This is a genomic window from Stutzerimonas sp. Brlt_14 (genome assembly GCF_051948915.1).
Classification (GTDB): Bacteria; Pseudomonadota; Gammaproteobacteria; order Pseudomonadales; family Pseudomonadaceae; genus Stutzerimonas; species Stutzerimonas stutzeri.
This window is the reverse complement of sequence record NZ_JAYJLM010000006.1, coordinates 263,757-276,298: the sequence shown is the minus strand read 5'-3', so window position 1 is coordinate 276,298 and position 12,542 is coordinate 263,757. Positions and strand designations below refer to the sequence as shown.

Genomic DNA, 12,542 nt, shown 5'->3' with positions numbered 1-12,542 from the left:
GCATGGCCAGCCGGGGCGGCGGTGGCTTTACTGGCGCACCCAGGTCTGGCTGCGACCCAGCGCCTCGATGCCGATGTAGCCGCGTACCTCCAGCTTGTTGCCGCCATCCAGCAACCTGGCCTTGGAGCGGTAGGTCTTGCCCTTGGCCGGGTCGAGGATGGTGCCGTTGCTCCAGACCTGCTCGCCGTCCGGCTTGAGGTCCCAGAGAATGGTCATGCCGGTGATGGGCTGGTCCTTGCGCTCGCCTTCGCACTCGGTGCACAGCGGGTTCGGGCCATGGTCCGACTGCAGGATTTCCACCACCTTGCCGGTCAGGCTGCCATCGGCCGCCTGCTGGATCTCGACGATGGACTTGGGCTTGCCGGTTTCGTCGTCGATGGTCTGCCAGCGCCCGGCGGGCGAGTCGGCGGCTGAGGCCAGCGAAGAGAATGCGAGCGGCAGGGCCAGCAGCAGGGCGTTGAACAATGGGCGCATGGTTTCTCCAATGATCGAATAGGTGGCACCGACTCTATCACCGGCGATACAGCCCGGTTGCGGCTTGCCGGCTGACCGGTTGGTTCTCGTCACATACGCCCTTTTAGTCGTCCTGTTTCGGCTGGGTTCGGCATGGCTGAGACCAAATGGCGGTGAAGGCGATGTCACGCCTGCGCGCGTGGCTGACTCGCGGGGCCACTAAGCTGGCCGGCAGCGCGAGTCTGCATGCCATTCCGTACCGCTAGACTGTTCCGTCGCCAGAACAAGAAGAGAAACCCTCGTGACCGTCGCCCTTACGCTGCATCCGCTTCATCTCAACGAAAAGACCTCTATCGAGGGGCAGCCCCGTATTGGTCTGCCTGCTGGTTTTCGGCCGGTTACTGCCTTCACCTGGAAGGGCACGGCCGCAGGCGCGGGCGTGCCGGGGAGCGCTGGCATTAGTGACGCGAGCTACCGCGTATGAGCACCGAAGGCATGGCACTGGACACGTGGCGCGCGAACGCTCGCGAATTCTCGTTCGGCGGCAAGCGCATTCGCTACTGGACGGCCGGCGAAGGTGAGCCGCTGCTGTTGATCCATGGCTTTCCCACCGCCAGCTGGGACTGGCACAAGGTCTGGCAGCCGCTGGCGGCGCGTTACCGGCTGATTGCCTGCGACATGCTCGGCTTCGGCTATTCGGCCAAGCCGCGCGGGCACACCTACAGCCTGATCGAACAGGCTGACCTGCAGCAGGCACTGCTGGTGGAGCTGGGTATCGGCGGTGCGATCCATGTGCTGGCACATGACTATGGCGACAGCGTCGCCCAGGAGCTGCTGGCGCGGCATTGTGAAGGGCGCATCACGCTGGCCAGCTGCGTGTTCCTCAATGGCGGGCTGTTCCCTGAAACCCATCATCCGGTGCGGATGCAGAAACTGCTGCTCGGCCCGTTCGGCTTTCTGCTGGGCAGGCTGTTCTCGCGGCGTACGCTAGGGGCGACGTTCGGCCGGGTGTTCGGTGCGCAGACGCAGCCGAGCGATGCTGAACTGGACGATTACTGGCGACTGATCGCCGAAGGCAACGGACCTGCGGTGATGCACCGGCTGATCCGCTACATGCCGGAGCGGGTCGCGCAACGCGAGCGCTGGGTGGCGGCCATGCAGCGCTGCGATGTGCCGATGCGGGTGATCGACGGCGCGGCCGATCCGATCTCCGGCGCGCACATGGTGGCCCGCTACCGCGAGCTGATTCCCGCGCCCGACACCGTGCTGCTGGAGGGCATCGGTCACTACCCGCAGGTCGAGGCGCCAGAGCGGGTGCTCGAACACTACTTTGCCTTCAGGCAGGGACTGCACGGGCGGTGACCGCCGCCGCACCTCTGCCCAACGCTTCTCGAAGCACGCCGCTGTTGAAGCGTGGCGTATCAGGTTGTCGTTATCCAAAACCCAAAGAGCCCCGCCGGCATCGGCCGGACGGGGCTCCGATCGTTCGGGCGAGCTGCTCTGGCAGCAGCGCCGGGACGGCTTACTGCATCATCGCAATCACGCGGTTGCGCAGCTCCGGGTCGGTCTGCACGGCTTCGTTGATGGCGTTATATTCTTCGATGCTGATGTTGTTTTCCTCTATCACACCAAGCATTTTCTCGTTGGCCTGCTGCTGAAGGTCGCGGGCCTTGTTGGCGTCTTCGGTCTGTTGCAGCTTGCCGGTGAACTCCTCACGGATCTGCATGATCTCGCCGAGCGACTCGGCGAAGCTTTCCAGTTTCTTTTCACTGAACTGCTGCGTTTGCGCGCCAGCGGCGGGCTGGGCAGCGGGTGCCGGGTTGGCTGATTGGGCCGATGCGAGGGGGGCGGCCAGGCCGAGGAACAGCGAAAAGATACCGGCGAAGGCGAGACGAGCGTTGTGCTGGGTCATGTTCATTCCTGCTTCGGTTAAAGACGGGTTCGCTGGTGCAGTAGCCGTGCCAGCTTTTAGATAAAAATTCATGTCATTGATTTGAATGGCATTTTTCGTTTCGTCGGGGTGCGGTGGACCTGTCGGGCAGCGGTCTGTAGTGTGCCGGTATGACACATGTATCACTCTGGCAGCGGCCAGCCAGCCTGCGCGGCGCGCTCTTGCTCAAGGTCATCGTGCCGCTCATGGCAATCATGTTCGGCTTCAGTTCGGTCGTGCTCTGGACGGTGGAGCGCAACAGCGAGCGGCGGCTGCAGGCCGAGGTGGAGCTGGTGGCGCGGGCGGTGCGCCTGCCGCTCAGCGCCAGCCTGGAGAAGAACCATGAGCGCACCCTGCAGCAGGTGCTGGAATCGGTGCTTGGCGTCGGCCGCGTCTATGGCGCCTACGTCTACGACCGTGACGGCAAGCTGGCTGCCTATGCCGGTGCGGTGGAGCCGGATCAGGATGCGTCGGCGATTCAGCAGCTCACCGAAGGCGGCGAGCTGACCGGCGAGTACCAGCGCATCAACGGTCGCCCGGTGTATTCCTATTTCGTTCCGCTGGAAGAGAGCGGTGGGCAGATCAATGGCCTGCTGCAGGTGACCCGGCGCTGGGGTGACTTCGAACGCGACATCCGTCGCCTGCGGCTGATCGCTGCCGGGCTGGGTGGGCTGCTGGCCGGCGTGGCGCTGGTGGTGATCCTGCTTGGCCACCGTTCGGCCGTGGGCAAGCACCTGCAGCAGCTGGCGCGTAGCATGGCGCGGGTCGCGGCCGGCGACCGCGAGCATCGTGCACCGCGCAGCGGGCCGCAGGAGATCATGGTGCTGTCCGGCGCGCTGAACCAGATGCTCGACAGCATCGCCGCCGCCGAACGCCAGGTCGCCGAGCAGCAGGCCCGCGAGGAGCAGTTGCAGGCGCGCCTGCGTCAGAGCCAGCAGCTGGCGGCAGTGGGGCGGTTGGCAGCCGGCGTGGCCCACGAGCTGGGCAGCCCGCTGAGCGTGATCGATGGCAAGGCGCAGCGGGTGTTGCGCGACGACGAGCTGGCCGAAAGCCATCGCCGCGCGCTGTTGCAGATTCGCCAGCAGGTGGCGCGGCTTAGCGCGATCGTCCGTCAGCTGCTGGATTTCGGCCGGGCCGCCGGCTCACCCCCGCGCCGTGTGCCGGCCGAGGTGCTGGCGCATTCGGCCGCTGCGGCGGTGGCCGACGAGCTGGCCGTGCTCGAAGTCCGCCTGCAGCTGCAGGCGCCGCCGCAGACACTGCATTGCCGGGTCGACCCGCCGCGTTTCGAGCAGGCGCTGACCAATCTGTTGCGCAACGCCGCCCAGGCCAGCCCGGGAGGCGAGGTACGGCTGAGCTGGTGGGGCGACGGTCGCGAGTTGTTCATGCAGGTCGAGGATGACGGCCCGGGCATTACTGAAAGCCATCGCGGAGCGCTGTTCGAGCCGTTCTTCACCACCAAGGCGGTGGGCGAAGGCAGCGGCCTCGGCCTGGCTGTGGCCCATGGGGTGGTCAGCGAGTGCGGCGGGCGTATCGAGCTGGTCCACGGCCGGCTGCCGGGTGCGGCATTTCGCATCGCGCTGCCATTGAGCGAGGAGGAGAATCATGACTGACGCGGTGCAGGAGCGTGTGCTGCTGGTCGAGGACGATGACAGCCTGCGCCAGCTGCTGGTTGAGGAGCTGGAGGATCGCGGGCTGCAGGTGCGCGCGCTGGCCAGCGCCGAGGAGGCGGTGGGTTCCCTGGAAAGCTGGGAGCCGGCGCTGGTGGTCAGCGACCTGCGCCTGCCCGGCGCTGACGGCATGGCGCTGCTGCGGCGGGTGAAGAGCATGCAGGCGGCACCGGCCTTTCTGGTGATCACCGCGTTCGGCAGCATTCAGCAGGCGGTGGCGGCGCTCAAGGAAGGCGCCGACGAGTTCCTCACCAAGCCGCTGGACCTCGAGCACTTCGCCCTGGCGGTCGGCCGCGCGCTGGAGACGCGGCGCCTGCGCGACGAAGTGCGGCGCTTTCAGCAGCTGCTCAGCGATGATCGCTTCCACGGCATGCTCGGACGCAGCCGGGTGATGCGCGGGCTGTTCGACCAGATCCGCCAGCTCGCCCGTGCCGAAGGGCCGGTACTGGTGATCGGTGAGAGCGGCACCGGCAAGGAACTGGTGGCCAGGGCGGTGCACGCCGAGAGCGAGCGCGCCGGCGGCCCGTTCCTGGCCATCAACTGCGCCGGGTTGCCGGCCGAGCTCCTGGAAAGCGAGTTCTTCGGCCATGTCGCCGGTGCCTTCACCGGCGCCAATCGCGCGCACAAGGGGCTGTTCCAACAGGCCGACGGCGGTACGCTCTTTCTCGACGAGATCGGCGAGATGCCGCTGCCGCTGCAGGCCAAGCTCCTGCGCGTGCTGCAGGAAGGCACGATCCGCCCGGTGGGTGCCGAGCGCGAACTCAGCGTGGACGTGCGCATCATCGCCGCCAGCAATCGCCCGCTGGAAACCGAGGCCGGGCGCGAGGCGTTCCGCGAAGACCTGTTCTTCCGTCTGGAAACCTTCATTCTGCAGGTGCCGCCGTTGCGTGATCGCGAGGAGGACCTCGAATTGCTGGCCGCCGGCTTCGTCGCCCACTTTGCCGCACGCGGCGGACGGCCGGTGCGCGGCATCGCGCCGGCGGCGCTGGAGCAGCTACGCCGCTATCCGTTCCCGGGCAACGTGCGCGAGCTGCAGAACGCCATCGAGCGGGCGGTGACCTTCTGCCACGGGCGCAGCATCGAGCTGGAGCACCTGCCCAGCCGCATCGCCAGCTACCGTGACGACAAGGCCCGCAGCGCCGGGGCCGAGCTGCTCGCCGAGCTCAGCGATGGCCCGTTGCTGCCGACCCTGGAAGAGCTGGAACTGCGTTATATCGAGCACGTGCTCAAGCTGGTGGATGGCAACAAGCGCCGCGCGGCGGCCTTGCTCGGCATCGGACGGCGCACGCTGTACAGACGCCTCGGCGAGCGCGAGGAAGGCTGATCGGGCTCGCCGCAGGGCGCCCGAAGGCGCACACTGCCGGCCTTTTCCCAGTGAGGAGCGAACATGCTCAACAACGACGTCCTGCGCAGCCTGCGCTACACCCTCAAGGTCAGCGATGCGCAGATGGCCGAAATCGCGGCCCTGGGTGGTTGCACGGTTGCCGAGGCCGAGGTTCGCGCCTGGCTCAGCCGCGAGGACGAGGACGGCTATCAGGAATGCCCCGACGAGGCGATGGCGCGTTTTCTCGACGGGCTGATCTATTTCAAGCGTGGCAAGGATGAAAGCCGCCCGGCACCGCCGCTGGAACTGCCGGTCAGCAACAACCAGATCCTGAAGAAACTGCGGGTGGCCTTCGAGCTGCGCGACGAAGACCTGCAGGCGATCCTGCATGCCGCCGATCTGCAGCTGTCGAAATCCGAGCTCGGCGCACTGTTCCGCAAGCCCGGGCACAGCAACTATCGGCCCTGCGGCGACCAGCTGCTGCGCAATTTCCTCAAGGGGCTTTCGCTGCGCCAGGGCTGAGCTGCACCGCAGGGCACCTCGAGTGGTAAATGGCCGGGCGGCCGCTACGCTGAAGCAGGCAGCTAGCCGCATGCCCGGTGCGCAGCTCGGCGCCGGGAACGCCATAACAACAAGATGACCGCCCCCTGTGGCGGTGCCCCGAGGTGCGTGCCATGAAGACCTTCCGCCTGACCCTGAGCGCCCTGCTTGCGCTGAGCTGCGCCGCTGCCATCGCGGCGCCGACCAGTGACGAAGCCCTGGAGCGCATGCGCTCGATGAAGACCACCGCCAGTCCCTGGACATGAAGACCATTGCCCAGGACGGCCCCACCGCCGATGCCATCCGCGAGAACCTCAAACGCATCAAGCTGCCCGAAGGGTTTCGCATTGACCTCTACGCCGTAGTGCCCGATGCCCGCCATATGGCAGTCGGGCCGTCCAGCGGAGTGGTCTTCGTCGGCACCCGCAAGACCGACCTGTGGGCGGTCACCGATCGCACCAAGAACCGCACCGCCGACGAGGTGAAGCGCTTCGCCCCGGCGATCTCCTTCACCCAGCCTGGCCCCTGTTTCAGCCCGGACGGCTTTCTCTTCGTCGCCGAGCACAACCGCGTGCTGGTGTTCCCGGCCGCCGAGTTCTTCTACGAGGGGCCGGACGTGGCGGCGGACATCGTGGTGCCGACCGGCGAGCTGATCCCCAAGGATGAAGAGAGCTACAACCACGGCGCGCGGGTCTGTGCCATCAGCCCGGACAACAAGCTCACCATCTCCCTCGGCCAGCCGCACAACGTGCCGCCCAAGGACAAGCTGGAGCTGTACGAGCGGCACGGCATCGGCGGCATCGTGCGCATGGAGCGCGACGGCAGCAAGCGCGAGGTCTACGCCACCGGCGTGCGCAACTCGGTGGGCATCACCTATCACCCGACGACGAAGGAGCTCTGGTTCACCGACAACCAGGTCGACGGTATGGGCGACGACACGCCGCCAGGCGAGATCAATCGTGCACCCAAGGCCGGAATGAAGTTCGGCATGCCCTGGTACGGCGGCGGCCAGGTGCGTACCAACGAGTACGCCGACGAAACGCCGCCGGAAGGCCTGACCCCGCCGGTGGTGGAAACCATTGCCCACGCCGCCGACATGGGCCTGACCTTCTACACCGGCAAGCAGTTTCCCGAGCAGTACCGCGGCGGGCTTTTCAGCGCCCAGCGCGGCAGCTGGAACCGCACCGTGCCGGCGGGTGCGCGGGTGATGTTCACGCCGTTTGCGGCCGATGGCAGCGGTCCGTCCGGCGAGACGGTGCCCTTCGCCGAAGGCTGGCTGGACGAGGAAACCGGCGAGTACTACGGCCGCATCGTCGATGTCGCGCAGCTCAAGGATGGCTCGTTGCTGGTCAGTGACGACACCGCCGGCGCCATCTATCGCATCTCCTACCAGGGCAAGTGAGCCGCCGCGCCGGGCCGTGCCTTGCCGCGGCCCGGCGTCCATCCGAGGAGTACCGCATGCCCATCGTTTCCGATTCGCGCCGGCGCCTGTGCTGCGCGCTGCCGCTGCTGTTGTGCCTGGCGCCGTCGCTGCAGGCCGCCGACCTTGCGGCGGACAAGGCCAAGGCGAAGATGTGCGCCGCCTGTCATGGCATCGACGGCCTCGCCAAGGTCGCCGACGCACCTAACCTGGCCGGCAACGGCGAGCTCTACCTGGCCCGCCAGCTGCAGGCGTTCCGCTCCGGCGAGCGCAAGCATCCGCAAATGAGCGTGATCGCTGCGGGGCTGGGCGATGACGACATCGCCGCGGTGACGCGCTGGTATTCCTCGATCAAGGTCAGTGTCGAGCTGCCGGAATGAAACACGGGGCCGCCTGAACGTTTGCCCCTCGGCATCGGCCTAACGTGCGACCAGTCCAGAGAGCACGCCCATGACCTTTTCCATCGTCGCCCGCTGCCCGCGCACCGGGCAGATCGGTGTCGCCGCCGCCACCGCCATGCCTGCCGTGGGCAAGCTGCTGACCCACGCGGCGGCACGTGTGGGCGCGGTGGCGACTCAGGCGCAGATCAATCCGTACCTGGGCATCGATGGCCTGCGCTTCCTGCGCGAGTTCAGTCCGGCCGGCGAAGTGCTCGAGCGGCTGCGGCGCACCGATCCGTGCATGGAGCTGCGCCAGTGCGCGGTCATCGACAGTAGCGGGCGCACCGCCTGCTGGACCGGCGAGCGCTGCCTGCCCTGGGCCGGCTCCATCGCCGGCGAGCAGTTCTGCGTGCAGGGCAACCGGCTCAAGGGGCGGGGAGGTATTGGAGGCGGCTTGTGAAGCCTATGTCGGCAGCGTGCAGCTGCCGCTGGTGGAGCGGTTGATGGCCGCGCTGGCAGCTGGCGACGCCGAGGGTGGCGACCGCCATGGCGAATCCTCGGCGACGGTGTATGTGGTCGACCAGGAGCAATACCCGCTGTGGGATATCCGCGTCGACCATCATCGTGACCCCTTCGCCGAGCTGCGCCGGCTGCACGAGGTGTTCGCCCGCGAGGTGGTGCCGGAAATCCTCGCCATGCCGACCCGCGCCAATCCGGCCGGGGCGGCCGGCGAGGAGACCATCTGAGCCGGGGTTTGCAGGCTCAGTCGCGCAGCCAGTGCACGTCGACGTAATACGCTTCACCGTCGTAGAGGATCTTCAGATCGCCGTCGTAGGCGGCTTCCAGGGCGTGGCCGATGCGCTGAGCCAGGTGCAGGCCGGTGGTGGTCACGCGCAATCCATCGGGTTGGTCGCTGATGGCCATCAGGCGCTCGAGCGGATGTTCGCCCTTTTCCTTTTCTTCGGTGTTGCGGATCAGTCCGCTGAGTTCGTCGGCATGCGCTTTGACGAACGCACCACGCAGGCTGATGGTGCCGGCCGGCACGTCTTCGGCGATACGCTGGCAGGCAGGGCAGAGGGCTTCCTGGGCGTTGCTCGCATCGACCAGGCCGTGCCAGGTCCAGCGTCCGGCCTGGTAGGCGGCGCCGCATCGTGGGCAGAGGGTGTCGCTGCGCTGGTGCCACGCCTTGAGGTAGGGGTCGTGGTGTTCGGGTTGTAGAAGCTTGTCGCGCGTCTTGTCCATGGCAAAGGCCTCAATGATCGGGAGGGTGCCTTTGCAGCGTAGATCAGGCCACCGCGCTCTTCCGCCTGCGGGACGTGGCGGCCGCCGGTTGCGATGATCGGTCGCGCAAGGGCTCGCGCGACTCGCTCATAAGGGTTGCGGCACCACCCGCGGCGCCAGCTGCTCCAGGCGCAGCGCAACCTGGGCGCGGTTGCGCACGGCCATCCAGTCTTCCAGTGCCGGCAATGCCCGTGGCGGAGAGATCAGGTAGCCCTGGAACAGGTCGCAACCGGCCTGCAGCAGCGCCGACTGCTTCTCCATGTCATCCACGCCTTCGGCATTCACCCGCTTGCCCTGGGCATGGCAGAAGGCGACCAGGGCGCTGAGGCTGTGCTGCATGTCCGGCCGTGTCAGCCGCGTGATGATCGCCATGTCCAGCTTGATGGTGTCGGCCGGGTACTCCAGCAATTGCTGGATCGACGTGTAGCCGACGCCGAAATCGTCGATGGCGACGCGAAAGCCGGCCCGGCGAATTGCCTGCACCACGGCCATGGTGTCCTTGTTCAGCTCGGCCGCGTAGGTCTCGGTCAGCTCGATCTCGATCCTGCCCGGGGCCACCCCGTGATGGGCGGCGCGCTCGGCCAGATAGCGGCAGATGCGGTCGTCGGCCAGCTGCGCGGAGGACACGTTGATCGCCAGGATCACCTGCTCGCCGAACAGCCGCACCAGCTGCGGGTACTCGGCCAGTGCGTGGTCGATGACCCAGCTGTCGATCTTCGGGAACAGCCCGGCACGCTCGGCAATGGGGATGAACTCGGCGGGCGAGACCGTGCCCAGCACCGGCGAATGCCAGCGCAGCAGCACTTCGCAACTGACCACCGCACCGTCGCGGTTGAGTGCCGGCATGTAGACCAGCCGCAGCTGGTTGTCGCCGTCCAGTGCGCGCAGCTGGTCCTCGATCAGGCGGATTCGCTCGTTGCGCTGTTCCAGCTCGTTGCTGAATGCCACCGCCATGCACTTGCCTTCGGCCTTGGCCTGGTACATGGCGGTGTCGGCGCGGGTGAGCAGCTGGGTGATGGAGTCGGCATCGTCCGGATAGCAGGCGGTGCCGATGCTGAGGCTGACCGGGTAGGTGCGCTCCTCCAGGCGGAATCCGCCGCGGCACAGGCCGAGCAGCGCGTCGCACAGTGCGTCGAGGCCGGGCTCGGCATCGCTCAGCAGGAGGATGGCGAATTCGTCGCCGGACAGCCGGGCGAACGCCGAATAGGTGTGCGGATGCTGCTGGCGATGCCGTTCCAGCAGCGTCTGGGCGCGCTGGGCGAACAGGCGCAGCAGGGCATCGCCGGCATCGTGGCCGTGGCGGTCGTTGACCTGCTTGAAGTTGTCCAAGTCGATGAACAGCAGCGACAGGCGCTTGTCCTCCTGCAGACATTGTTCATACATGGCGTTGGCCAGCATGCCGAAGTGCGCGCGGTTGCTGATCTGCGTCAGGCTGTCGGTCCAGGAGATCTCCTGGATGCGCTGCAGCGCGGCGGTGCTGCGATCGTGCAGGGTCTTCATGTTGACCGTCAGGCGGCCGATCTCGCCGCCGTCGCTGGGCTCGTCGAGGGCCGCGCGTTTGCACAGCAGCAGGTCGGTGAGCTGGTCGTCCAGCTGGCTGATGGGCGTGGTGATGTAGCGGCGGATCAGCCACAGCAGCAGCCCGATGGACAGCAGGCCGATCAGCGAACCGCCCGCGAGAAAGGCCAGCCCGAGCTTTTGCAGGCGCTCGGCGGTGTAGTCCGGCGCCGGCGTCAGGCGGGCGCGCAGCGAGCGCGACAGCGGAATCTCGGCGGACAGGCCGACGTCCACCGGCAACTGCTGGTCGGCGATCTCCACCGGCGCACCGTATTCGCTCTCCAGTGCCCGCTTGAGCTTGATGAATCGCTCGGGGCGTACCGCCAGCTGGATGGCGAAGGCCTCACCGCGCTGGCTCGGCAGCGGCCTACTGCCGCTGGCCGGCAGGACGAAGTCGGTGTTGACCAGCAGCGGAGCGCCATCGGCCTGTTCGAGGTAGATCGTCGCGCTGGAAGCCGATTGCCGGGCCTGCTGGACGATCCGTTGCTGCGAGGCATCCATCGAGCCGAACGGCGACAGGCTGCTCTCGAAGTAGTAGGCCGGCTGGCCATCGGGCTGCACGATGGCGAAGGAAACGAACGACAGTTCGGTGTTCGACAGCGAGCGAATGCTTTGCTGCAGGCGAAGCCCGAGGGTGTCGTTGCGAAAGGCGGTGTCCGACTCGCGCAGGAAGTGCAGCAACGCCTCGCTGTCGATGATCGAGTAGAGCACGCTGCGGTTGAACGCCTCGTAGTCCAGATAGGCCGACTTCAGCGCCGACAGCTGCTGCTCCAGACGCGCCTGCTCCAGGCCCAGCAGCGAGGCGCGCTGGGTCAGGTAGGCGGTGGTCGAGGCAACCAGCTGGATGATCAGAATGACCGGGAAGATCACCAGCAGCGCGCGTTTACCGAGCGTCATGGGCGTTGATCAGTGCGCTGATGATGCGCCGCCGGGTCTGCGTGCCTTCCAGCGGCCGCTCCTCGTAGACCTGGCTGCGGGCCAGGACCGCCTCTGGCGGGTAGATGGTCGCATCCGCGCGCACGTCCTCCGGCAGCAGCGCCCGGGCTGCGGCATTCGGCGTGGCGACGCCCAGGTCCTCGGCATTCAGGGCGGCGATCTCGGGCCGGTTGAGGAAGTCCAGGAAGCGGTAGGCCAGCGCCTGGTTCGGGCTGTTGCTCGGCACCGACAGGCAGTCGACCCAGAGCAGTGTGCCTTCTTCCGGCACCACGTAGCGCCAGGGCTCGCCGTGCACGCCCTCGACCGCGTTGAGCACCTGCTGGTCGCCGCTGTAGGCCAGCGCCATGTCGGCGCGGTCGAGATGCCGCTGGCTGCGCAGCGCGGTGATCACGTACTCGTAGGTGAGCACTGCCTCGGATTGGCTGCGCAGCAGCTCGAACGCTGCCTTGAGCTGGTCGAGGTCAGAGGTATTGATCGAGTGGCCGAGCAGGATCAACGGGCTGGCGAGGATGTCCTCGTGGTCTTCCATCATCACGATGTGCGGCTCGTCCGGTCGCGCCGGTTTGAGCAGGTCCGCCCAGGAGCGTGGCGCCTGCTCGATGCGGTCGCTGCGATAGGCGATGCCCAGCGTGCCCCACAGGTACGGCACGGCGTAACGGCCGCAGCTGTCGCGCCAGCGCCGGGCCACATGACGCAGCGCCGGCAGGCGGGCTTGCTCGATCGGCTCCAGCAGTTTGCGCGCGCCGAAGCGCGACGAGCTGATCAGCTCGGTGAGGGCGATGTCGATCTGGTGGTCGGGTTTGGCGAGGATCTCGTCACGCTTGTCGCCGCTGTCGAAGAAGATCTGCTGGATCTCGACCCCGGTCTCGGCCTGCCAGCGCTCGATCACCGCCTCGCTGAGGTATTCCTCCCAGGTCAGCAGCGTCAGGCTTTGTGCCGCGTGCAGCGAGGTAGAGGGAAACAGCAGGCTCACGGTCATCAGCACTGCGCTGCGTACGCACCAGGCGACCCGGGGTTTTTTGTTGTTCGGCATGGGCATCCTTCCGCTGGCAGA

At 67.1% G+C, this 12,542-nt stretch carries 10 protein-coding genes and 2 pseudogenes; 7 read left to right on the top strand and 5 right to left on the bottom strand.

Going from position 1 to position 12,542, the window contains the following annotated elements:
- Positions 1-27: 27 nt before the first annotated feature.
- Positions 28-474 (bottom strand): DUF2147 domain-containing protein, encoded by a 447-nt coding sequence (locus VF716_RS16510; protein WP_013981503.1) that lies wholly within the window; start codon positions 472-474, stop codon positions 28-30.
- A 459-nt stretch (positions 475-933) separates the two neighbouring features.
- Here VF716_RS16510 and VF716_RS16505 point away from each other — a divergent pair, with 459 nt between their 5' ends.
- Positions 934-1,815: an alpha/beta fold hydrolase gene (locus VF716_RS16505; protein WP_440552802.1), complete on the top strand. Its 882-nt coding sequence runs from the start codon at positions 934-936 to the stop codon at positions 1,813-1,815.
- A 160-nt stretch (positions 1,816-1,975) separates the two neighbouring features.
- On the opposite strand, the gene VF716_RS16500 is transcribed toward VF716_RS16505, so the two are convergent.
- Positions 1,976-2,365 (bottom strand): DUF4168 domain-containing protein, encoded by a 390-nt coding sequence (locus tag VF716_RS16500; RefSeq protein ID WP_013981505.1) that lies wholly within the window; start codon positions 2,363-2,365, stop codon positions 1,976-1,978.
- A 149-nt stretch (positions 2,366-2,514) separates the two neighbouring features.
- On the opposite strand from VF716_RS16500, the gene VF716_RS16495 reads away from it, so the two are divergent.
- From VF716_RS16495 to VF716_RS16470, 6 genes and pseudogenes are all read left to right on the top strand, one after another.
- The gene (locus VF716_RS16495; protein ID WP_111481885.1) at positions 2,515-3,993 is read left to right on the top strand and encodes a sensor histidine kinase; all 1,479 of its coding nucleotides are present in this window, start codon (positions 2,515-2,517) and stop codon (positions 3,991-3,993) included.
- The gene (locus VF716_RS16490) at positions 3,986-5,374 is read left to right on the top strand and encodes a sigma-54-dependent transcriptional regulator (protein WP_011911602.1); all 1,389 of its coding nucleotides are present in this window, start codon (positions 3,986-3,988) and stop codon (positions 5,372-5,374) included. Before VF716_RS16495 ends, VF716_RS16490 begins: the two co-directional genes overlap by 8 nt.
- A 63-nt stretch (positions 5,375-5,437) precedes the next feature.
- Complete coding sequence (locus VF716_RS16485) at positions 5,438-5,896, top strand: DUF1456 family protein (protein WP_011911603.1); 459 nt, start codon at positions 5,438-5,440, stop codon at positions 5,894-5,896.
- A 152-nt stretch (positions 5,897-6,048) separates the two neighbouring features.
- Positions 6,049-7,316, top strand: a pseudogene (locus VF716_RS16480) (PQQ-dependent sugar dehydrogenase).
- Between the two features lie 56 nt (positions 7,317-7,372).
- Entirely contained in the window at positions 7,373-7,714 is a 342-nt protein-coding gene (locus tag VF716_RS16475) for a c-type cytochrome (protein ID WP_011911605.1), read from the top strand.
- A 70-nt stretch (positions 7,715-7,784) separates the two neighbouring features.
- Positions 7,785-8,460: pseudogene (locus tag VF716_RS16470) on the top strand (DUF1028 domain-containing protein).
- A 16-nt stretch (positions 8,461-8,476) separates the two neighbouring features.
- Here VF716_RS16470 and VF716_RS16465 read toward each other — a convergent pair.
- The 3 genes from VF716_RS16465 to VF716_RS16455 form a co-directional block, all read right to left on the bottom strand.
- Positions 8,477-8,956, bottom strand: a complete 480-nt coding sequence (locus VF716_RS16465; protein WP_014595600.1) for a BCAM0308 family protein — start codon at positions 8,954-8,956, stop codon at positions 8,477-8,479.
- A gap of 126 nt (positions 8,957-9,082) precedes the next feature.
- Positions 9,083-11,449 (bottom strand): putative bifunctional diguanylate cyclase/phosphodiesterase, encoded by a 2,367-nt coding sequence (locus VF716_RS16460; RefSeq protein ID WP_017244090.1) that lies wholly within the window; start codon positions 11,447-11,449, stop codon positions 9,083-9,085.
- The gene (locus tag VF716_RS16455) at positions 11,436-12,521 is read right to left on the bottom strand and encodes an ABC transporter substrate-binding protein (protein ID WP_017244089.1); all 1,086 of its coding nucleotides are present in this window, start codon (positions 12,519-12,521) and stop codon (positions 11,436-11,438) included. The genes VF716_RS16460 and VF716_RS16455 overlap by 14 nt, the downstream gene beginning before the upstream one ends.
- Positions 12,522-12,542 lie beyond the last annotated feature (21 nt).